At 73.8% G+C, this 19,730-nt stretch carries 16 protein-coding genes and 2 tRNA genes; 7 read left to right on the top strand and 11 right to left on the bottom strand.

All coding sequences use genetic code 11. The annotated features are described in order from the left end of the window. Nucleotides 1-21: 21 nt before the first annotated feature. The 6 genes from DRV84_RS08385 to DRV84_RS08360 form a co-directional block, all read right to left on the bottom strand. Nucleotides 22-948 (bottom strand): dihydroneopterin aldolase, encoded by a 927-nt coding sequence (locus DRV84_RS08385; RefSeq protein ID WP_115979433.1) that lies wholly within the window; start codon nucleotides 946-948, stop codon nucleotides 22-24. A gap of 95 nt (nucleotides 949-1,043) precedes the next feature. Continuing rightward, on the bottom strand, nucleotides 1,044-1,685 hold the full coding sequence (locus DRV84_RS08380) for a cell wall hydrolase (protein ID WP_115979432.1): 642 nt from the start codon (nucleotides 1,683-1,685) through the stop codon (nucleotides 1,044-1,046). Between the two features lie 169 nt (nucleotides 1,686-1,854). Beyond that, nucleotides 1,855-4,395 (bottom strand): putative PEP-binding protein, encoded by a 2,541-nt coding sequence (locus DRV84_RS08375; RefSeq protein WP_115979431.1) that lies wholly within the window; start codon nucleotides 4,393-4,395, stop codon nucleotides 1,855-1,857. A 139-nt stretch (nucleotides 4,396-4,534) separates the two neighbouring features. Continuing rightward, nucleotides 4,535-6,799, bottom strand: a complete 2,265-nt coding sequence (glyS, locus tag DRV84_RS08370; protein WP_115979430.1) for a glycine--tRNA ligase subunit beta — start codon at nucleotides 6,797-6,799, stop codon at nucleotides 4,535-4,537. Nucleotides 6,800-6,808: 9 nt separating this feature from the next. Then, nucleotides 6,809-7,333 (bottom strand): DUF6446 family protein, encoded by a 525-nt coding sequence (locus DRV84_RS08365; protein WP_115979429.1) that lies wholly within the window; start codon nucleotides 7,331-7,333, stop codon nucleotides 6,809-6,811. A gap of 43 nt (nucleotides 7,334-7,376) precedes the next feature. After that, on the bottom strand, nucleotides 7,377-8,315 hold the full coding sequence (locus tag DRV84_RS08360) for a glycine--tRNA ligase subunit alpha (RefSeq protein ID WP_115979428.1): 939 nt from the start codon (nucleotides 8,313-8,315) through the stop codon (nucleotides 7,377-7,379). Nucleotides 8,316-8,484: 169 nt separating this feature from the next. Here DRV84_RS08360 and DRV84_RS08355 point away from each other — a divergent pair, with 169 nt between their 5' ends. Then, the gene (locus tag DRV84_RS08355; RefSeq protein ID WP_115979427.1) at nucleotides 8,485-10,233 is read left to right on the top strand and encodes a trypsin-like peptidase domain-containing protein; all 1,749 of its coding nucleotides are present in this window, start codon (nucleotides 8,485-8,487) and stop codon (nucleotides 10,231-10,233) included. A 277-nt stretch (nucleotides 10,234-10,510) separates the two neighbouring features. On the opposite strand, the gene DRV84_RS08350 is transcribed toward DRV84_RS08355, so the two are convergent. After that, on the bottom strand, nucleotides 10,511-11,959 hold the full coding sequence (locus tag DRV84_RS08350; RefSeq protein ID WP_115979426.1) for a TrkH family potassium uptake protein: 1,449 nt from the start codon (nucleotides 11,957-11,959) through the stop codon (nucleotides 10,511-10,513). Between the two features lie 92 nt (nucleotides 11,960-12,051). On the opposite strand from DRV84_RS08350, the gene DRV84_RS08345 reads away from it, so the two are divergent. After that, nucleotides 12,052-12,423: a VOC family protein gene (locus DRV84_RS08345; protein ID WP_115979425.1), complete on the top strand. Its 372-nt coding sequence runs from the start codon at nucleotides 12,052-12,054 to the stop codon at nucleotides 12,421-12,423. A gap of 66 nt (nucleotides 12,424-12,489) precedes the next feature. Continuing rightward, entirely contained in the window at nucleotides 12,490-13,902 is a 1,413-nt protein-coding gene (locus DRV84_RS08340; RefSeq protein ID WP_115979424.1) for an FAD-binding oxidoreductase, read from the top strand. An 18-nt stretch (nucleotides 13,903-13,920) separates the two neighbouring features. Here DRV84_RS08340 and DRV84_RS08335 read toward each other — a convergent pair whose 3' ends face one another. Further along, nucleotides 13,921-14,862, bottom strand: coding sequence for a DMT family transporter (locus tag DRV84_RS08335; RefSeq protein WP_338052689.1), 942 nt, complete (start codon nucleotides 14,860-14,862; stop codon nucleotides 13,921-13,923). Between the two features lie 95 nt (nucleotides 14,863-14,957). On the opposite strand from DRV84_RS08335, the gene DRV84_RS08330 reads away from it, so the two are divergent. After that, nucleotides 14,958-15,383: a Fur family transcriptional regulator gene (locus DRV84_RS08330; protein WP_115979423.1), complete on the top strand. Its 426-nt coding sequence runs from the start codon at nucleotides 14,958-14,960 to the stop codon at nucleotides 15,381-15,383. A 192-nt stretch (nucleotides 15,384-15,575) separates the two neighbouring features. Here DRV84_RS08330 and DRV84_RS08325 read toward each other — a convergent pair. Further along, nucleotides 15,576-15,652 (bottom strand) — tRNA-Asp (locus DRV84_RS08325). Between the two features lie 232 nt (nucleotides 15,653-15,884). Here DRV84_RS08325 and DRV84_RS08320 point away from each other — a divergent pair. The 3 genes from DRV84_RS08320 to DRV84_RS08310 are packed head-to-tail and all read left to right on the top strand — an operon-like array spanning nucleotide 15,885 to nucleotide 18,525. Then, nucleotides 15,885-16,853, top strand: coding sequence for a KpsF/GutQ family sugar-phosphate isomerase (locus tag DRV84_RS08320; RefSeq protein ID WP_115979422.1), 969 nt, complete (start codon nucleotides 15,885-15,887; stop codon nucleotides 16,851-16,853). A gap of 24 nt (nucleotides 16,854-16,877) precedes the next feature. Continuing rightward, entirely contained in the window at nucleotides 16,878-17,705 is an 828-nt protein-coding gene (gene kdsA / locus DRV84_RS08315; RefSeq protein ID WP_115979421.1) for a 3-deoxy-8-phosphooctulonate synthase, read from the top strand. Between the two features lie 4 nt (nucleotides 17,706-17,709). Beyond that, nucleotides 17,710-18,525: a 3-deoxy-manno-octulosonate cytidylyltransferase gene (locus tag DRV84_RS08310; protein ID WP_239995030.1), complete on the top strand. Its 816-nt coding sequence runs from the start codon at nucleotides 17,710-17,712 to the stop codon at nucleotides 18,523-18,525. Nucleotides 18,526-18,568: 43 nt separating this feature from the next. Here the strand turns inward: DRV84_RS08310 and DRV84_RS08305 are convergent. Beyond that, a tRNA-Val gene (locus DRV84_RS08305) sits at nucleotides 18,569-18,643 on the bottom strand. 321 nt (nucleotides 18,644-18,964) lie between these two features. Next, nucleotides 18,965-19,729 carry a 3-oxoacyl-ACP reductase gene (locus tag DRV84_RS08300; protein WP_115979420.1) on the bottom strand — a complete coding sequence of 255 codons (765 nt, stop codon included), beginning with the start codon at nucleotides 19,727-19,729 and terminating at the stop codon, nucleotides 18,965-18,967. Nucleotide 19,730: the final 1 nt, after the last annotated feature.

Below are 19,730 nucleotides of genomic sequence, written 5' to 3'. Positions count from 1 at the left end.
GCGCGGCGCTTGGCAAGCGGCTCAGAGCGCGGGCGCGTCCGGCCCCGCCGCGCGCACGGGCAGCCCGGCCTCCTCCGGCGGGGTTTCGCCGACGACGATGAGCTCGGCCGCCTGCATCTGTCGCCCCAGCCACGCGGCGAGCGCGACGCCGTCGCGCGGCTGCGCCTCGGGGCTGTCCACCGCGTCGAGCACGATCTTCGAGGGCGCCCAGACGCTGATCTGCCCGTGCTTCATCGCCCAGTCGAGTTCCGTCCGGCTTTCGACGACGACGCAGCGCGCGTCGCGCCCCGCGAGGACCCAGGCGTTCTGCTCGAGGGCGAGCAGGTCGATGCGCCGCTGCGCGAGCCCCGCGCGCGCCCGGGGCGTCGGCATCTCCGGCGCGCCGACGCAGAGGATCGCGGGCCGCCCCGCCGCCTCCAGCCCGTCGAGCCAGGGCGCGAGCCGGTCCGAGGCGATCGCGGCGTTCGAGAGATAGACGATCACCGGATGCGGGCGATCCTCGTCGCGCACGAGGTGCAGGTCGCGCGGCAGGTCGCGCCGCGTGCGCACGATCTCGACGCCGAGCGCGCCGGGCCCGCGGTCGAGCTTCTCGACGCGCACGAAGGCGCGCATCGCCATGGGCTCCAGAAGGATACGCTCGGCGATGCGCTCGGCGAGCGTTTCCAGCAGGTTCACGCGCTCGGCGGCGAGTTCCTGCGCGATGGCCTCGGTCAGGCGGTCGTAGCTCAGGATGCGGTCCACGTCGTCGGCCACCGGCTCGGTCAGCGGGCGCACCTCCACCACCACGTCGAAGCGCACGCGCTGCGTCGCGCCGCGCTCGGCCTGGAAGGCGCCGATCTCGACCTCGACGACGTGATCGCGCAGCGAGATGCGGTCGCGCGGGCGGTCGTCGGCGGTGGCGACGGCACGCTCCACCGGGTGCGAGAAGGCGAGGCGGATGTCGGACATGGGGCTCTCCGGGCCGATTCGGGCGCGACCCTACCCCGCGCGGCCCGGCGCCGACAGGGCGCCGAGCGGCACACCGGCGCCCGTTCGCGGCACGCTCAGTTCGAGGAGAGCTGGATCGGCTTGCGGTAGAAGTGATGCACGCCGATCGTCGCGGTGCGCGGATAGACGCGCGCCCAGCGGGGGCTGACGTGCTTCGTGTGGTAATGCGTGGCGCCCTTGGTCAGCACGCGCGGCGCGCCGTCGAGCATGGCGCGCGCCACCTTGCCGACCTGCGCCCAGGCCCTCGGCTCGTGGATCGTCTCGGCCGCGCCGTCGCAGGTGTAGGTGAACTGGCACTGGTAGAGTTCGCCGGTGCCCTGCTCGATCACGCCGCAGACGGTGTCGGGATAGATCGCGCTTTCCACCCGGTTGAGGATCACCTCGGCCACGGCGAACTGCCCGCGCACGCTTTCGCCGCGCGCCTCGAAGTAGAGCGCCTCGGCGAGGCATTGCCACTCTGCCCCGCCCTCGGGCGCGGGTTGCCGGGCGAGCCAGTCGCGGTCGTAGCGCACGCGCGTGTCGTCGGCGCCCCCGGCGGAGGTGCGCATCAGCCGCTCCAGCCGGTCGCGCGGCAGCGAATCGAGCGCCGCGCGCTCGATGCTCATCAGGTGCCGCGCCGGGTCGGAGGCGACCTCGGCGCCCGACGGGGCGGCCAGCACGGTGAGCGCCGCAGCCGCTGCGGCGAAGAGCTTTCGCATGACATCCCCCAAGGACATGGTCCGGCCGGTCCGGCCGGGGCAACCGGCGGGGCCTTAGCCCAGTCAGCCGCGGACTGTCCAGAAACCCCCTCGCTCTCGGCAGAAATCCGCGCGTCCCGAAGCGCGCGGGTCCGTCTGCCCCAAGGTCTGGCGGGGGCGGCGCGCGCCCCTACGCCATCCTGTCCGCGATGGCGAGCTGCGCCGCAGCGAGGCGGGCCACCGGCACGCGGAAGGGCGAGCAGGAGACGTAATCGAACCCGGCCCGCCGGCAGAAGGCGATCGATTCGGCGTCGCCCCCGTGCTCGCCGCAGACCGAGAGCACGACGTCGGGCCGGCCCGCGCGGCCGCGCTCGGCGGCGATGGACAGAAGCTCCCCCACGCCCTCGACGTCGAGCACGTGGAACGGGTCCTCGGGAAAGACGCCCTGCGTGACATAGGCCGACATGAAGCGCCCCGCGTCGTCGCGCGAGAGGCCGTAGGTCATCTGAGTCAGGTCGTTCGTCCCGAAGCTGAGAAAGGCGGAGTGCTGCGCGATGTCCTCGGCGCGCAGGCAGGCGCGCGGCGTCTCGACCATCACGCCCAGCCGGTAGTCGAGCCGCGTGGTCCGCTCGGTCATCACCGCCGCCGCCACCGCGTCGATGCGGGTCTTGACCAGCTCCACCTCGCGCCGGGCCGAGACGAGGGGGATCATGATCTCGGGCACCACCGGCGCGCCCTCGCGGCTCGCCTCCTCCGTCGCCTCGAAGATGGCGCGCGCCTGCATGTCGTAGATCTCGGGCACCGCGATGCCGAGGCGCACGCCGCGCATTCCCAGCATCGGGTTGTACTCGCCGAGCGCCTCCACCCGGCGCGTCACGTCCGAGAGCGGCAGGTCGAGCGCCGCGGCGAGCTCGCGCAGCCCCGCGCGGTCGCGCGGCAGGAACTCGTGCAGCGGCGGGTCGAAGAGGCGGATGCAGACCGGCTTGCCCTGCATGATCCGGAAGAGCTCGACGAAATCGCGCCGCTGCATGGGCAGAAGCCGCTCGAGCGCCGCGCGGCGGTCCTCGGGCGTGTCGGCGAAGATCATCTCCCGCATCGGAGTCATGCGGTCGCCCTCGAAGAACATGTGCTCCGTGCGGCAGAGGCCGATTCCCTGCGCCTCGAAGTTACGCGCGGTCTGCGCGTCGTCGGGCGTGTCGGCATTGGCGCGCACGCCGATGTCGCGCACCGCGTCGGCCCACGACAGGAAGGTGCGGAAGGCGTCGTCGAGCGCCGCCTCCACCATCGCCGGGGCGCCGGCGAGCACGTCGCCCGTGGTGCCGTCCACGGTGATGATGTCGCCCTCGCGCAGCGTCCGCCCGTCCGGCGCGACGAGCGCGCGGTCCTGCATGTGAAAGCCGAGCTCGGAGGCGCCGACGACGCACGGGAGCCCGAGGCCGCGCCCGATCACCGCCGCGTGGCTCGTCATGCCGCCGCGTTCGGTCAGCACGGCGACCGCGGCGTGCATGCCGCGGATGTCGGCGGGCGAGGTCTCGCGCCGGACGAGCACCGCCGCCTCGCCGCGCGCGGCGGCCGCCTGCGCGGCGTCGGCGGAAAAGACGATGCGCCCCGAGGCCGCGCCCGGGCTCGCCGCCACGCCCGAGGCGAGGCGGTTGCGCCGCGCGCCCGGCGCCACCTGCCGGTGCAGAAGCTCCGAGAGCGCGCCGGGCTCGACGCGCATCAGCGCCTCCTCGCGCGGGAGGATGCCGTCCTCGGCGAGCGCGACCGCGATCCGCAGCGCCGCCCGCGGCGTGCGCGCGACGCGCACGCCGTCGAGGATCAGCACGCGCCCGTCCTCCAGCGTGAACTCGACCTGCATCTCCTCGCGCAGCTTCTCGCGCATGTGCCGGGCGTGGGCGACGAGCTCCGCGAAGGCCTCGGGTGCGGCCTCCTCCAGCGACGGTCCGCGCGGGTCGCGCGCGAGATAGAGCGCCGCCTCGGTGTCGGACAGCGCCTCGCGCCCCTGGCTCTGCCGGAGGTAGCGGCCGGTGATGCGCGGCTCGCCGGTTTCGGAGGAGACGAGCTGCAACACGCCGGAGCCGCATTCGCCGCGCCCGAGGCCGAAGGCCATCTCCTGCACGACGAGGCCGAGCCCGGCGTCGGCCGGCGCGCCGCGCGCCTGCCGCAGAAGCCGCGCGCTCGTCCCCTCCCAGGCGCGGGCCATGGCGCGCAGGACGGCGGCGAGCTGCACGGCGCGGTCCTGCGGGAAGGGCTCCTCGGCCTCCTCCTCGTAGACGGCGAGCGCCTCGGCGAGGGCCTCGGGCCCGTCGTCCTCGAAGCGCTCGAAGAGGTCCGGGTCGAGCCGCGCGACCTGCAGCGCGTAGGCCTGCACGAAGCGCAGGTAGAGCCGTGCCGCCGCCGTCTCGCCCAGCAGGGGGGCCAGCGCGGCGCGGCGCGCGTCGTTCATGCCGATGTTGAGCACCGCGCCCGGCCCGCCCCAGTCCGGGTCCTGCGAGGAGGGGCGCACGCAGAGGAGCGCGTCGGCGGGAAAGCCCGCGAGGATCGCCTCGGCGTCGGGGGCGCCGCCGGCGGCGATGTCGTGCACCGCGTCGAAGGAGAGCGCGACGGTGCGCGGCACCGGCAGGTCGAGGCGGACGAGGCGCTGCAGGCACTTGGCGCGCCCGCCGTGGGTCGGCGTGGCGATCGGCGCGTCCGCCGCGACGGGCGTTATGCGGGAGGGCTCTTGCTGCACTGCGGCACCTCGTTCAGCACGCGCAGCATACGCCGCGCGCCCGGTCTGGCAAGGGGGCGCGTCGTCGCTCCTCCGCCCTCGCGGGCGTCGTCGCTCGGGCGCGATGAGCGCCCGGCGGGGCGCGATGAGCGGGGCGCGCTCAGCCCTCGATGCGGCGCAGGTCGGCCACCTGAAGGCAGGTGTCGCGGATGCGCGACAGGAGGTTCAGCCGGTTGCGCCGCAGGATCGGGTTGGGATCGTTGACCTGCACCGCCTCGAAGAAGGCGTCCACCGGCCCGCGCAGCGCGGCCATCGCGGCCATGGCGCGGGCGAAATCCTCCGCCTCCAGCGCCGGGGCGATCTCGGCGTCCGCCGTGTCGAGCGCGGCGAAGAGCGCGCGCTCCTCCTCGGCCACGGCGTGGCGCAGGTCGGCGCCGAAGGAATATTCCACGCCGTCGGCCTCCTCGGCCTGGGTCAGGATGTTGTTGGCGCGCTTGAAGCCCTGCACGAGGTTCTCGCCCTCCTCGGTGGCGAGCACCGCGCCCAGCGCCCGCGCCCGCGCCACCACCAGCGTCAGGTCGTCCGAACCCGGCATGGCGAGCACCGCGTCGATCACGTCGTGGCGCAGCCCCTCCGCGCGCAGGTGGACCTTCAGCCGGTCGTGCAGGAAGGCGAGGAGATCGGTGGAGAGATCGGGGACCAGATCGCCCACGGCCCGCAGCACCGGCGCGTCCTCGGGCACCGGGCGCCCCCCGTCGCGCCCCTCGTCCCGCCGGGCGTCGAGCACCGCGCACCAGGCCGCGCCGAAGACGCCGCGCCGGGCGACCTCGTCGAGCACGTCCTCGAGGGCGTCGATCTCCCCGTCGCCGGCCTCGGCGCGGTGGAGCTCGATCTTGTGGCGCAGGAGCCCCGTGTCGATCCATGTGTCCAGATCGAGGCGCAGCCCGTTCGCCAGCACCACCCGGATCACACCCAAGGCAGCCCGGCGCAGCGCGAAGGGGTCGCGGGAGCCGGTGGGTTTCTCGTCGATCGCCCAGAAACCTGTGAGCATGTCGAGCTTGTCGGCGAGCGCCACGGCGACGGAGACCGGCGCCTCGGGCACGCCGTCCTCGGGGCCGAGGGGGGCGTAGTGCTCCTCGGCCGCGGCCGCGACCTCGTCGCGCATCCCGGCCGCCTCGGCGTAGAGCCGGCCCATGCGGCCCTGAAGCTCGGGGAACTCGTAGACCATTTCCGAGGTGAGGTCGGCCTTGGCCACGCGCGCCGCCTCTTCGGCCAAATCCGCATCGGCGCCCACCTTCGGCGCGATCTCGCGCGCCAGCGCGGCGATGCGGCGCACCCGGTCGCCCTGACTGCCCAGCCTGTTGTGGAAGGTCACCGTCTCCAGCCGGTCGCGCCACGGCTGCATCGCGGCCTCCCGCGCCACGCGCAGGTCGCTTTCCCAGAAGAACTTCGCGTCCGAGAGCCGCGCGGCGAGCACCTTGCGGTTGCCGGCGAGGATCGCAGCGCCGCCGTCGGGCGCCTCGATGTTGGCGACGGTGAGGAAATGGGTGATCCGACCGGTCCCCGGCTCGCGGAGCGAGAAGAACTTCTGGTGTTCCTTCATCGAGGTGCGCAGCACCTCGGGCGGCAGGTCTAGGAACTCGGTCCCGATCTCGCCCATGAGCGGCACGGGCCACTCGACGAGGCCCGCGACCTCGCGCAGGAGACCCTCGTCCTCGACCACCTCGCGCCCGGCGGCGAAGGCGAGGTTGGCGGCCTCGTGGCGGATGCGCTCGGCGCGCTCCTCGGGGCGCAGGAGGACATGCGCGCGCTTGAGCTTCGCCTCGTAATCCTCGAAGCCGGTGACGGAAAACGGCTCCGGCGCGAGGAAGCGGTGGCCCCGCGTCACGTCGCCCGCGCGCAGGCCGTCCACCTCGAGCGGCACGACCTCCGCGCCCGCCTCGTCCGACAGGAGGCAGAGGATCGACTTGAGCGGACGCACCCAGCGCAGGCTCCCCGCGCCCCAGCGCATCGACTTCGGCCAGGGGAAGCGGCGGATCACCTCCTCGAGCGTCTCGGCGACGATCTCGGCGGCGTCGCGGCCGGGGGTGACCACCTCGGCCACGTAGACGCGGCCCTTCTTGTCCTCCTCGATCGAGAGATCCGAGAGCGAGAGGCCGGTGGCGCGCAGAAAGCCCTGCACCGCCTTTTCGGGCGCGTCTACGCGCGGGCCGCGGCGGCGCTCGCGCGTCTCGGCCGAGCGGGGCGACAGGCCCTCGACAGTGAGCGTCAGGCGGCGCGGCGTCACGAAGGCCTCGGCCCCGGCATAGGTCAGCCCCGCCTCCACCAGCGCGTCGGTCATCCGCGCCTTGAGATCGGCGGCGGCGCGCGGCTGCATGCGGGCGGGGATCTCCTCGGAGAAGAGTTCGATCAGGAGGTCGGGCATCGTCTCTCCTCAGGTCTCGGGCGGCGGCGGGCAGCCCGGCGGCACCGGGTCGCCGTCGAAGAAGGCCGCGCCGCAGTCGTTGATGCGGTTCCAGGCGACGCCGCGGCCGTCCTCGAAGACGGCGACCACGCGGTCGATGCCGTATTCGAGCTGCGCGACGCTCATGAAGGCGGTGGCGCGGCCCGCCTCCAGCGCGGCGCCGATCGCGTCGGCGTCGAAGCAGTCGAACCAGCCGGGCGCGACGAGGGGCACCGCGTCGTCGAGCGTCACGTAGGCCTCGGCGAGCGCCGCGCGCTCGGCCTCGACGGTGAAGCAGGCGCGGTAGCGGATCGGCGAGCTCGCCGAGTCGATGGCGCGGAAGTCGTCGTGCGCGACCGGCTCCGGCGCGCCGCCGCCCTGCGGGGTGAGCACGACGTCGCGCGGGCCGGAGGGCGGCACCTCCTCGTAGAAGGCGTGGATCTGGAGATACCAGATCCCCACGCCGCCGATCACCGCGACGGCGAGCAGGAAGAGGCCGATCAGGCGTCCGGACATCTCAGGCGCCCCCGGGCCGGGCGCGGCGCGCGCGTCGGGGCATTCAGGAGGCCTCCGCCGCGGCGGTCCAGCCGCCCGCCTCGGTCGCCACGAAGGCGTCGGCGCATTTCTTCGCCAGCGTCCGCACGCGGCCGATGTAGGCCTGCCGCTCGGTGGGCGAGATCACGCCGCGCGCGTCGAGCAGGTTGAAGAGGTGGCTCGCCTTGATGCACTGGTCGTAGGCCGGGTGCGCCATGACGATGCGCCGCCCGGTCTTCGGGTCCTCGGCCGGATGGGCGAGGATCGCCTCGCACTCGCGCTCGGCGTCCTCGAAGTGGCGGAAGAGGATCTCCGTCTCAGCCACGTCGAAGTTGAAGCGCGAGAACTCCTCCTCCGTCTGGCGGAAGACGTCGCCGTAGGCGAGCGGAATGGCCGCGGCGGGGTCGTTGTAGGGCATCTCCATCACGTGATCGATGCCGAGGACATACATCGCCAGCCGCTCGAGCCCGTAGGTCAGCTCGCCCGAGACGGGGTGGCAGTCGTGCCCGCCCACCTGCTGGAAATAGGTGAACTGGCTCACCTCCATCCCGTCGCACCAGACCTCCCAGCCGAGGCCCCAGGCCCCCAGCGTCGGGCTTTCCCAGTCGTCCTCGACGAAGCGGATGTCGTGGAGGTGCATGTCGATGCCGATGGCCTCGAGCGAGCCGAGGTAGAGCTCCTGCAGCTCGGGCGGCGAGGGCTTTATGAGCACCTGGAACTGGTAGTAGTGCTGCAGGCGGTTCGGGTTGTCGCCGTAGCGCCCGTCCGTCGGCCGGCGCGAGGGCTGCACGTAGGCCGCCGCCCAGGGCTTCGATCCGAGCGCGCGCAGGGTGGTCGCCGGGTGGAAGGTGCCCGCGCCGACCTCCATGTCGTAGGGCTGCAGCACGGCGCAGCCCTGCCGCGCCCAGTAGTCCTGAAGCCGCTGCCAGACCTCCTGAAAGCTCCGCGGCCGCTCGTCCGCCATGGCTCTCGCCCCTCACGCTGCGCCGCGCTCAAGCCCGGCGCGGCTTTCCTAGGCTGCGCGCCGCGCAGGGTCAATCGACGGCGGGCGACCGCGGATTCGAGGGTGCGCCGCCGCCCGCGTGGGGTATAGATGCGGCTGACGCAGGGCAAGGACAACGCAGGCAGGACACATGTGGCACATCATCGGCCTTCTTCTTCTGGCGCTCACCGTGCTCGCCGGCCCGCTCCGCGCGCAGGAGACGGCCTGGGTCCAGATCGAGGCGCATCCGACGCTCGCCGAGGCGGAAGAGCGCGCGCGGCTCTTCGCCCGGCGGCTGCCGGACGTCGCGGGCTTCGCGCTCGGGGGCGGCTGGTACGCCGTCACGCTCGGCCCTTACACGCGCGAGACGGCCGAGGACGTTCTGGCGCGCTACCGCGCCGCGGCGGAGATCCCGCGCGACAGCTACATCGCGCGCGCCTCGGACTACGAGCGCCAGTTCTGGCCGATCGGGGCGGCGGCGCTTTCCGGGGCGCCGGTCGACCTCGACCGCGACCTCGGGGCAGAGGGGCGCGACGTTGGCGAGACGGTCGAGGAGACCCTGCCTGAGGAGACGCTGCCCGAAGAGACGCTGCCCGAGGCGCGCCGCAGCGAGGGGCGGCTCACGCGCGCGGAGCGCGAGACGCTGCAGGAGGCGCTGCGCTGGGCGGGCTACTACCGCGGCGCGATCGACGCGGCCTTCGGGCCGGGCACGCGCGGCGCGATGGCCGGCTGGCAGCGCGACCGGGGCTTCGACCCGACCGGCGTGCTCACCACGCGCCAGCGCGCCGCGCTGCTCGCCGACTACAACGCGGTGCTCGAGGGGCTCGCGCTGGAGACCGTCACCGACGACCGCGCCGGCATTCGGATCGCGCTGCCCCGGGGCGCGGTGGCCTTCGAGCGCTACGACTACCCCTTCGCGCATTACGAGAGCACGGGCGAGGTGCCCGGCGCGCGGGTCCTTCTCATCAGCCAGGAGGGCGACCGCGGGCGCCTCGCCGGGCTTTACGAGATCATGCAGACGCTGGAGATCGTGCCGCTCGACGGCCCGCGGGAGCGCGACGGCCGCCGTTTCTCCATCGAGGGGCGGGACGGCGAGATCGTCTCGGTCACCGAGGCGGCGCTCGTGGACGGCGCGATCAAGGGCTTCACCCTCGTCTGGCCCGCGGGCGACGAGGCGCGGCGCACCCGCCTTCTGGAGGAGATGCGCGACAGCTTCGCCCGCCTGCCCGGCACGCTCGCCCCCGAAGCGGCGGAGGCGCCGTCGGGCGTCGATCTGGTCGCCGGGCTCGCGGTGCGCCGGCCGGTGCGGGCGCGCTCGGGCTTCTTCGTGGACGCCGAGGGCGCGGTGCTCACGAGCGCGGAGGCCGTGGAGGGCTGCGCGCGCGTCACCCTCGACGGCGACATCGAGGCGCGGGTCGTCGCCCGCGACGCCGCGCTCGGCGCCGCGGTGCTGCGCCCGGAGACGCGGCTCGCGCCGCAGGGCGTGGCCGCCTTCGCCGCGACGCCGCCGCGCCGCACGGCCGAGATCGCCGTGGCGGGCTATTCCTACGGCGGCCAGCTTCCGGCGCCGACGCTCACCTTCGGCCGCTTCGAGGCGGAGACCGACCTCGACGGCGCGGCGACGCGCGACCGCCTGACGCTCGACGTGCGCCCCGGCGATACCGGCGGGCCGGTCTTCGACGCCGCCGGTGCGGTGGTGGGCCTTCTGTTGCCGCGTGACGACGGCGCGCGCCGCCCGCCCGAGACGGTGCGCTTCTCCGCCGACGCGGGCGCGCTTCGCGATCTGCTGGCCGGGGCCGGGATCGAGGCGCGGCGCGGCGGCGGTGGCGCGGCGCTCGCCGCCGAGGACCTCACGCGGCGCGCCGAGGCGCTCACCGTGCGGGTCGCCTGCTGGGACTAACGCGGGCGCGGCCTGTCGGCGAGGTCGCGCGCCGCGCCGGCGGCACGTCGCCCCGCCGTCCGGCGTCCGCCGCGCCCCGATGTCCTCCGGCCCGACGCCGCGCAAGCGTCGCGCCCGGCGGCCACCTGCGCCGACGGAACCGGACGCGCCGCCGCCTTCGCCGCGCCGCGAGCGGCGACGGGGCGTGGCGCGCTGCCCGCGAGGCGCGCCGGAACAGGGGCGCGACCGGGATCAGCGCGGTCACGATCTTGCGCCGCGCGACAGTCCCGGCCACCCCTCAGGCGCGCCAGAAGGTGACCGTGAAGATCGCGTAGACCGCCAGAAGCTCCAGCCGCCCGAGGAGCATCGCGAAGACCAGCATCCACTTCGCCGCGTCGTTGAGCCCGGCGAAGGTCTCCGTCGGCCCGATCTCCCCGCCGAGGCCGGGGCCGACGTTGGCCAGCGCCGTCGCCGCGCCCGAGACGGAGGTGACGAAGTCGAGACCCGTCATGCTGAGCGCCACGGAGAGCACGCCGAGCGTCACGACGAAGAACACGAAGAAGGCGATGACGGAGTTCATCACCTCCTCGCTCACCGGGCGGCCCTGATAGCGCGGCTCGAACACGCCGTGCGGCGCGTTGATCCGCGCGAGCCGCGCCCGGATCGAGGCGAGCAGCAGCTGATAGCGGAAGATCTTGATCGAACAGGAGGTCGAGCCGGCGCAGCCCCCGATCAGCCCCGCGAAGAAGAGGACCAGCGCCGCGAAGGCGCCCCACTGCATGTAGTCCGCGCTCGCGTAGCCCGTCCCCGTCAGGATCGAGACCGCGTTGAAGAGTGCGCCGCGCACCGTCTCCTCGGCGAGCGCGCCCTCCCGCACCACCTGCGCCGCCGTCAGCAGGAGAACCACCACCCCGGCGACGCCGAGAAACCCGTGCACCTGGCTGTCGCGCAGGAGCGGCCGCGCGGTGCCGGCGGTGAACTGCACGAAGCGCACGAAGGGGAGCGCGGCGAGCAGCATGAAGAGCGCCGCCCAGTACTGCACCGCCGGGCCGAAGGCCGAGAAGGAGGCGTCGGAATTGGCGAAACCGCCGGTGGCGATTGTGGTCATGGAATGCACGACCGCGTCGAAGGGCGTCATCCCCGCGCCGAGGTAGGCGAGCGCGCAGAGCCCGGTGAGCCCGACGTAGATCGAGGAGATGCGCGTCGCGATCTCTGCGGCGCGGGGCAGGATCTTGCCCATGGTGTCGAAGGCCTCGGCGCGGAAGATCTGCATGCCGCCCACGCGGAGTTCGGGCAGGAACACCATCGCCACGACGATGATGCCGATTCCGCCGAGCCATTGCAGGAGCCCGCGCCACATCAGCAGCCCGGCGGGCAGCGTGTCGAGCCCCGAGAGCACCGTGGAGCCGGTCGTCGTCAGCCCCGACATCGCCTCGAACATGGCGTCGACCGCGCGCGCCTCCGTCACGCCGAAGACGAAGGGCAGCGCGCCGAAGGCCGGCAGCACCAGCCAGACGCCGGTGGTCAGCAGGAAGGTCTGCTGCAGCGAGAGCCCCGCCCCGGCGCCGTTGGCGCAGGCGAGCGCGATCAGCCCCCCGGCGAGCGCGGTGACGATCGCGCTCTGCGCGAAGACCGGCCAGTGCCCGTTGCCCGCCCAGACGTCGACCGCGAGCGGCACCAGCATCGCCGCGCCCAGCGTGACCACGAGAAGGCCGATGACGTATCCGACGGGGCGCAGATCGAACATGCCGGCGAGCGTTGGCGCGCCCCCGCGCGGCTGTCAAGCGCGCCTTGCCGGGCCGGGGCGCGCCGTGCCACGCTCCGACCGGGAGGAGCGTCATGCACTGGAAACCCGAGGGCTACACCAGCGTCGCGCCCTATCTGGTCGTGACCGACGCGCAGGCGACGCTCGATTTCGCCGCGGCGGTCTTCGGCGCCGAGACGCTCGAGGTGCGGCGCGGCGCGAGCGGCGCGATCACCCATGCCGAGATGCGGATCGACGACACGGTCGTGATGCTCGGACAGGCGCCCGGCGGGCCGGCGGCGCATGTCCACGTCTACGTCGCCGACCCCGACGGCGCGCAGCGCGCCGCGCTGGCCTTCGGCGCCGCGGAGGTGGAGCCGGTGCAGGACCGCCCCGAGGGCGTCCGCCGCGGCGGCGTGCGCGACGCCAACGCCATCACCTGGTGGCTGAGCCGCGACCGCGGCTGACCCTCTGGCGCGGCCCCGCCGCGGCGCTGTATGGCGCGGGCGAGAGGACATGGAGGAGCGAGAGAGATGACCGTCGCCGACCCGCAGACCGCCCGCCCCGACACGGCCGCGACGGCCGCCGCGCTCGAGGCGCTCGCCGCGCGCCTCGGCGATCGCTTTTCGGCCGGCGAGTCGGTGCGCGACCAGCACGGGCGGGACGAGAGCTGGCACCGCCCGCACCGCCCCGACGCCGTGGTCTTTCCCGAGACGACCGCCGAGGTCTCGGCCGTCTGCGCGATCTGTCACCGCCACGGCGTGCCGATCATCCCCTACGGCGTCGGCTCCTCGGTCGAGGGCGCGGCGATCCCGGTCGCGGGCGGCGTGGTGGTGAGCCTCGTGCGGATGAACCGGGTGCTCGCGGTCGATCCGGGCAACTTCGACTGCACCGTGCAGCCGGGCGTGCAGCGCCGCGCGCTCAACGAGCACCTGCGCGACACCGGGCTCACCTTCACCGTCGATCCCGGCGCCGACGCCTCCATCGGCGGCATGATCGCCACGCGGGCGAGCGGGACGAACGCGGTGCGCTACGGCACCATGGCCGAGGCGGTGCGCGCGCTCGAGGTGGTGCTCGCCGACGGCACGGTGATCCGCACCGGCACCCGCGCGCGCAAGTCGGCGGCGGGCTACGACCTCACGCATCTCTTCACCGGATCGGAGGGCACGCTCGGCATCGTCACGGAGGCGACGCTGCGCCTCGCCCCGATCCCCGAGACGGTGATCGCCGCGACCTGCCGCTTCGCGACGCTCGAGGCCGCGGTCGAGACGGCGGTCGAGATCATGCAGGCCGGCATCCCCGTGGCGCGGGTGGAGCTTCTGGACGCGGCGATGATCGAGGCGGTGAACGCCTATTCGGGCACCGATCTCGCCGTCGCACCGCATCTCTTCCTCGAGTTTCACGGTGACCCCGAGAGCGCGCGCCGCGACGCCGAGGCGGCCGAGGCGATCGCGACGGAGGCCGGCGGCGCGGGCTTCGCGCAGGCCGAGAGCGCCGAGGACCGCGCCCGGCTCTGGCGCGCGCGCCACGACTGCGCCTACGCCTGCATGGCCAACCACCGGCCGAAGCGGATGCTGACGACGGATGTCTGCGTGCCGATCCCGGCGCTCACCGAGAACATCCTCGCCGCCAGCGCCGACGCCGCCGCGGCGGGCCTTCCCGCGCCGGTGCTCGGCCACGTGGGCGACGGCAATTTCCACATGATCCTGATGCTCGATCCCGACGACCCCGAGGAGGTCGCCCGCGCCGAGGGCGTCAGCGCCCGCATGGTCGAGCGCGCGCTCGCCGCGGGCGGCACCTGCACCGGCGAGCACGGCGTGGGCCTCGGCAAGCGCGACTACCTCGCGCGGGAGCAGGGGCCCGAGGCGATCGCCGTGATGCGCAGCCTCAAGGCCGCGCTCGACCCGAAGGGCCTGATGAACCCCGGCAAGGTGCTGCCCGACTGACGCGCAGGCGGGGGCGCTTCAGGCGGGCGTCGGCGCGCGCGCCGGTCGGTTGACGAGGTAGAGCCCCGCCGCCACCAGCGCCAGCGCGCCGAGGATGCCGGGCCCCACCGGCTCGTCCAGAAGCCACCAGCCGAGCGCGACGCTCGCCACCGGCGTCAGGAAACTGAAGGAGGCGACCGCCGAGGCCGGGTATATCGAGATCAGCCAGAACCAGACGAGAAAGACCACGCTCGCCACGACCGCGAACTGATAGACCACCGCCGCGACATGGACGAGCGCGGGATCGCGCAGGAGCGGCCCGCCGAGCGCCGCGAGCCCGAGGAAGAGCGGCGCGGAGACCGCGAGCTGGCAGAAGAGCTGCGTCTCCGCCCGCTCCCGCGCGAGCCCGGTCAGCCGGATCACCAGCGGGATGCCCGCCCAGAACATCGCCGCCGCGAGCGCGAGCACGTCGCCGAGGAGCGAGGGCGCCGCCGCGCCGCCGCCGGGCCGGTCGAGCAGCGCCCAGGCGACGCCCGCCATGGCGAGCGCGAGCCCCGAGAGCCGCACCGCCGAGAGCCGCTCGCCCGGCAGGAGGACATGCGCGGCCAGCGCGAGCCAGACGGGCATCGAGTAGAACACGATGCTCGCCCGCGTGACCGTCGTCAGGTCGAGCGCGATGTAGAGACAGAGAAACTCGCCGGTGAAGAAGAGCCCGATCAGCAGGCCGCCCCGGCGAAAGACCCCGGGGCGCGGCAGGGGGATGCCCCGGAGCGCCATCCAGAGCCCGATCAGCGCCACCGCCCCGAGCGAGCGGAGCCCCGCCTGAAAGAGCGGCTGGAAGCCGCCGTTGGCGACCTTGATCGTGACGTTGTTCAACCCGAAGAGCAGCGCGCAGCCGATCAGCAGCGCCGCGCCGGCCGAATCCATGCTCGTCTTGCGCTCCATGGCGCGCAGGTGCGCCGCCCGCGCGCCCGGCGTCAAGCGCTGGTTCGCGGCGGCCGCCCCGGCGCCGGCCCCTTTATCTGCGCGCGGCTTTGGCCTAGATCGTGCGCACTCTGCCGATGTCCGGAGGCACGATGCCGGAGACGATCCTCGAGCGCTGCGAAGCCAAGGGCCTGCGCATGACCGGGCAGCGGCGCGTCATCGCGACGGTGCTCGAGGAATCGTGCGACCACCCGGACGTGGAGGAGCTCTACGCCCGTGCCGCGGCGCGCGACGCGGCGATCTCGCTCGCCACGGTCTACCGCACGGTCAAGCTCTTCGAGGAGGCGGGAATCCTCGAGCGGGTGGAATTCGGCGACGGCCGCGCGCGCTACGAGGACGCCGAGCGCGCGCATCACGACCACCTGATCGATCTCGCCAGCGGCGAGGTGATCGAGTTCGTGGACCCGGAGATCGAGAAGCTGCAGGAACGCATCGCCGAGCGCCTCGGCTATCGCCTGAAGGGCCACCGGCTGGAGCTTTACGGCGTGCCCCTGAAGCGCGGCGCGCGAGGGGACTGAGCGCGCAGCGGCGGCGTCGCGAAGCATCGGAAGAGTCGCGAAGGGGGCGCTGCCCCCTCGGCCCTTGCGGGCCTCACCCCCGGGATATTTTCGCCAAGAAGAAGGACCGGACGCCGCGCGCGACGGGCGCCCATGACGCGGCCTGTGGCAGGGCTGCGGTCGCGTTTTTCGTTTTGACGTGATGTTCAAGCGTGGCGCGGTTGACGGGGCTCGAACCCGCGACCCCCGGCGTGACAGGCCGGTACTCTAACCAACTGAGCTACAACCGCCCGCTTGTGTGCCCGGGGCGTCGCCGCACCCGGTGGAGGCGGATGTACGGCGTGCTGCGGCGCGCGTCAAGCGGCCGATCGCAAGAAATTGCCCCGCCCTTGCGGAAACCGCGCCCGGTCCGCGCCGGGGGCCGCGACGCGCCGATTGCGCGAGCGCCCCCGCGCGCGTAGGTCTGCGCCCGAGACGGGCGGCGCCGCCGCCCGGCCCGCCAGCCCGGAGCGCGACGACGCCATGACGACCGCCACATCCGCCACCGCCGAGGAGATCGCGCGCCGCGTCCTCGCCACCGAGGCCGAGGCGCTGGGCACGCTCGCCGCGCGGCTTCCGGGGGATTTCGCCGCCGCCGTCGAGCTCGTCCTCGAGACGCGCGGGCGGGTGATCGTCTCGGGCATGGGGAAGTCGGGCCACGTCGGCCGCAAGATCGCCGCGACGCTCGCCTCCACCGGCACGGCGGCCTTCTTCGTCCACCCGGCGGAGGCCAGCCACGGCGATCTCGGCATGGTGACGCCCGACGACGTCTGCGTGATGATCTCGAACTCGGGAGAGACGACCGAGCTCGGCGACCTGATCGCCCATTGCGCGCGCTTCGGTGTGCCGATCATCGGCATCTCGAAGCGCGAGGACAGCACCCTGATGCGCGCCGCGCGCCTGCGCCTGACGCTGCCGGAGATGGCCGAGGCCTGCGCGATCGGGCTCGCGCCGACCACCTCGACGACGGTCACGCTCGCGCTCGGCGACGCGCTCGCCGTGGCGCTGATGGAGCGGCGCAACTTCCGCCCCGAGCAGTTCCGCACCTATCACCCGGGCGGCAAGCTCGGCGCGCGGCTGGCCACCGCGCGCCAGCTCATGCACGCGGGCGCCGCGGTGCCGTCCGTCGCGGCGGATACGCCGATGTCGGAGGTGCTGATCGTGATGACCGCGCGCGGCTTCGGCGTCGCGGGCGTGCTCGACGCGGAGGGCCGGCTCGCCGGGGTGATCACAGACGGCGACCTCAGGCGCAAGATGGACGGGCTGCTCGACCACACCGCGGGCGAGGTCGCCACGCCCTCGCCGGTCACCGTGGGCCCTGAGACGCTGGCCGCCGAGGCGCTCGCGGTGATGAACCAGCGCGCGATCACCGCGCTTTTCGTCGTCGACGCGGCGGGTCGCCCCGAGGGCGTCCTGCATCTGCACGATTGTCTGCGCGCGGGCGTCGCCTGAGCGCCGCCACGAGGGAGCCGCCCCATGTCCGGGAAAACCGTCACCATCGGCGACATCGAGATCGGCGGGCGCGCGCCCGTCGCCCTGATCGCCGGGCCCTGCCAGCTCGAGAGCCTCGACCACGCCCGCATGATGGCCGAACGCATCGCGGAGGCCTGCGCGCCCACGGGCACGCGCTTCGTCTTCAAGGCGAGCTACGACAAGGCCAACCGTTCGTCCCTGTCCGGGGAACGCGGCCTCGGCATGGAGCGCGGGCTCGAGATCCTCGGCCGCATCCGCGAGGAGTTCGGCGTGCCGGTGCTGACGGACGTGCACGAGCCCGCCCACTGCGCGCCGGCGGCGGAGGTCTGCGACGTGCTGCAGATCCCGGCCTTCCTCTGTCGGCAGACCGATCTCCTGCTCGCCGCGGGCGAGACCGGGCGCGCGATCAACGTCAAGAAGGGCCAGTTCCTCGCGCCCTGGGACATGGGCAATGTCGCCGCCAAGGTGGCGAGCACCGGCAACGACCGCATCCTGCTCTGCGAGCGCGGGACCTCCTTCGGCTATAATACGCTCGTCACCGACTTCCGCGGCCTGCCGGTGATGGCTGAAACCGGGTATCCGGTCGTCTTCGACGCCACGCATTCGGTGCAGCAGCCCGGCGGGCGCGGCGCCTCCTCGGGCGGGCAGGCGGAGTTCGTGCCGGTGCTGGCCCGGGCGGCCTGCGCCGTGGGGGTCGCGGCGCTCTTCATCGAGACGCATCAGGACCCCGTGAATGCGCCCTCCGACGGGCCGAACATGGTGCCGCTCGACGCGATGGCGGCGCTGATCGGGCGGCTGCGCGCCTTCGACGCGCTCGCGAAGGAGGGCTGAGCCCGTGTCCGACGTGGCGGTCGTGATCCCGGCGCGCTATGCCTCCAGCCGCTTTCCGGCGAAGCCCCTGGCGCCGCTGCGCGGGGCGCGCGGCACCGCGCGCAGCCTGCTCGAGCGCTCCGTGATCGCGGCACGGCGCGCCATCGAGGACGCGGGCGGCGGCATGTCTCTCTTCGTCGCGACCGACGACACCCGCATCGCCGAGGAGGCCCGCCGCGTCGGCGCCGGCGTGATCATGACCTCCGAGACCTGCCGCAACGGTACCGAGCGCGTCGCCGAGGCTGTGGCGGCGGCCGCGCTCGACGCGGAGATCGTCGTCAACCTGCAGGGCGACGCGCCGCTCACGCCGCCGCATTTCGTCGCCGCGCTGATCGACGCGATGCGCCGCGACCCGGCCGTCCGGGTGGCGACGCCGGCCCTGCGCTGCGACGCGGAGGCGGTGAAAAACCTGATCGCGGACCGCGCGGCGGGCCGCGTCGGCGCGACCACGGTGGTCTTCGACCGCGCCGGGCGCGCACTCTATTTCTCGAAGGAGGTGCTGCCCTTCACCAACGGCGCGGGCGTCGTGGACGGCGTCGTGCCGGTCTTTCACCACGTCGGGCTCTACGCCTACCGCGCCGACGCGCTCGCCGCCTACACCGCCTGGGCGCCCGGCCCGCTGGAGACGCTCGAGGGGCTGGAACAACTCCGCTTCCTCGAGAACGGCCACCCCGTGCAGACCGTCGAGCTCGACGGCCGCGGCGCCGCCTTCTGGGAGCTCAACAATCCCTCCGACGTGGCGCTGATCGAGAGCTACCTTGCGCGCATGGGCATCGACTGAGGGATCGCACCCAATCCTCGGGGGACATCGCGCGAGGCAGGGATGGTGGGTGATGGAGGATTCGAACCTCCGACATCTTCGATGTGAACGAAGCGCTCTACCACTGAGCTAATCACCCGTCGGCGATGCGTGTAGCGCCGCCCGGCGCGATGTGCAAGAGGCGCCGCGGCGGCAGGGGCCGCGCCCCGGCCCGCCGCCTTGCACCGGGTCCGTCTTCTTGGCCCAAATATCCTCGGGGGTGAATTGGCCGAAGGCCAAGAGGGGGCGGAAAGCCCCCTCCGCCGCGCCGCCGGCCGGCGGCGCGGGGCGCGCATGGGGCATGGCCCGGGAGGGCGACTCGCGGAGGGGGCCCGCGTCTCGAAGGGGCCTTAGTCCCGGCGCATTGACCCGCGAAACGCCACCGCGCACCGGGAGGACGCGGCCCGCGCTCCGGCCCGCGTCAGTCGCAGACGAGCCCGCCGTCGACCACCAGCGTCTGCCCCGTCACCGCCCGCGACCAGGGCGACGCGAAGAAGAGCGCCGCGTCGGCGAGCTCCTCCGGCGTGGTGACATGGCCGAGCGGGGTGAGCCCCGCGATGGTGTCGAAGACCGCCTCGGGCGTCGCCGCGCTCGCGTCGGTGGTGCGCAGGAGCCCGCCGGCGATCATGTTGACCCGCACCCCGAGCGGGCCGAGGTCCTTCGACGCCGTGCGCGTGAAGGCCATGAGCGCGGCCTTGGCGGCCGTGTAGTCGTGGTAGGGCACCACCGGGTTCTGCAGGAGATTCGTGCCGATCGTCACCACGGCGCCGCCGCCCGCGGCCTCGAAATGCGGGCGCATGGCCTGGATCGCGTGGAGCGCGCCGCCCACGGCCACCTCGGCCTGCCGCGCGATGTCGGCCCAGCCGAGGGTGTCGAGCCCCGCGCGCGCGTCGCCGTTGAAGGAGAAATCCGCGAGCGCGTTGTGCACCAGCACGCTTGGCGGCCCGAGGCGCGCGGCGACCTCGGCGACCATCGCGCGGACGGCCTCGGCGTCGGTGACGTCGGCCCGGACGGCGGCCGCGCGCGGCCCGATCTCTCGCGCCAGCGCCTCGGCCTCGGCGGCGCTGCGGCGGTAGTTGATCGCGACGCGGGCGCCCTCGCGGGCGAAGGCGCGGGCGAGCGCGGCGCCGAGGCCGCGGCCCGCTCCGGTGATCAGGACGGTCTGGTTCTCGAAGGTGTCGGGCATG

The organism is Rhodosalinus sediminis, assembly GCF_003385555.1.
Lineage (GTDB): Bacteria > Pseudomonadota > Alphaproteobacteria > Rhodobacterales > Rhodobacteraceae > Rhodosalinus > Rhodosalinus sediminis.
The sequence above is the reverse complement of the archived record's forward strand: the minus strand, read 5'-3'. Positions and strand labels throughout refer to the sequence as shown.

Coding starts and splice junctions, on each gene's coding strand:
- DRV84_RS08385 (WP_115979433.1), bottom strand. CDS start 948: ATGTCCGACATCCGCCTCGCCTTCTCGCACCCGGTGGAGCGTGCCGTC.
- DRV84_RS08380 (WP_115979432.1), bottom strand. CDS start 1,685: ATGCGAAAGCTCTTCGCCGCAGCGGCTGCGGCGCTCACCGTGCTGGCC.
- glyS (WP_115979430.1), bottom strand. CDS start 6,799: ATGCCCGACCTCCTGATCGAACTCTTCTCCGAGGAGATCCCCGCCCGC.
- DRV84_RS08365 (WP_115979429.1), bottom strand. CDS start 7,333: ATGTCCGGACGCCTGATCGGCCTCTTCCTGCTCGCCGTCGCGGTGATC.
- DRV84_RS08360 (WP_115979428.1), bottom strand. CDS start 8,315: ATGGCGGACGAGCGGCCGCGGAGCTTTCAGGAGGTCTGGCAGCGGCTT.
- DRV84_RS08355 (WP_115979427.1), top strand. CDS start 8,485: ATGTGGCACATCATCGGCCTTCTTCTTCTGGCGCTCACCGTGCTCGCC.
- DRV84_RS08350 (WP_115979426.1), bottom strand. CDS start 11,959: ATGTTCGATCTGCGCCCCGTCGGATACGTCATCGGCCTTCTCGTGGTC.
- DRV84_RS08345 (WP_115979425.1), top strand. CDS start 12,052: ATGCACTGGAAACCCGAGGGCTACACCAGCGTCGCGCCCTATCTGGTC.
- DRV84_RS08340 (WP_115979424.1), top strand. CDS start 12,490: ATGACCGTCGCCGACCCGCAGACCGCCCGCCCCGACACGGCCGCGACG.
- DRV84_RS08330 (WP_115979423.1), top strand. CDS start 14,958: ATGCCGGAGACGATCCTCGAGCGCTGCGAAGCCAAGGGCCTGCGCATG.
- DRV84_RS08320 (WP_115979422.1), top strand. CDS start 15,885: ATGACGACCGCCACATCCGCCACCGCCGAGGAGATCGCGCGCCGCGTC.
- kdsA (WP_115979421.1), top strand. CDS start 16,878: ATGTCCGGGAAAACCGTCACCATCGGCGACATCGAGATCGGCGGGCGC.
- DRV84_RS08300 (WP_115979420.1), bottom strand. CDS start 19,729: ATGCCCGACACCTTCGAGAACCAGACCGTCCTGATCACCGGAGCGGGC.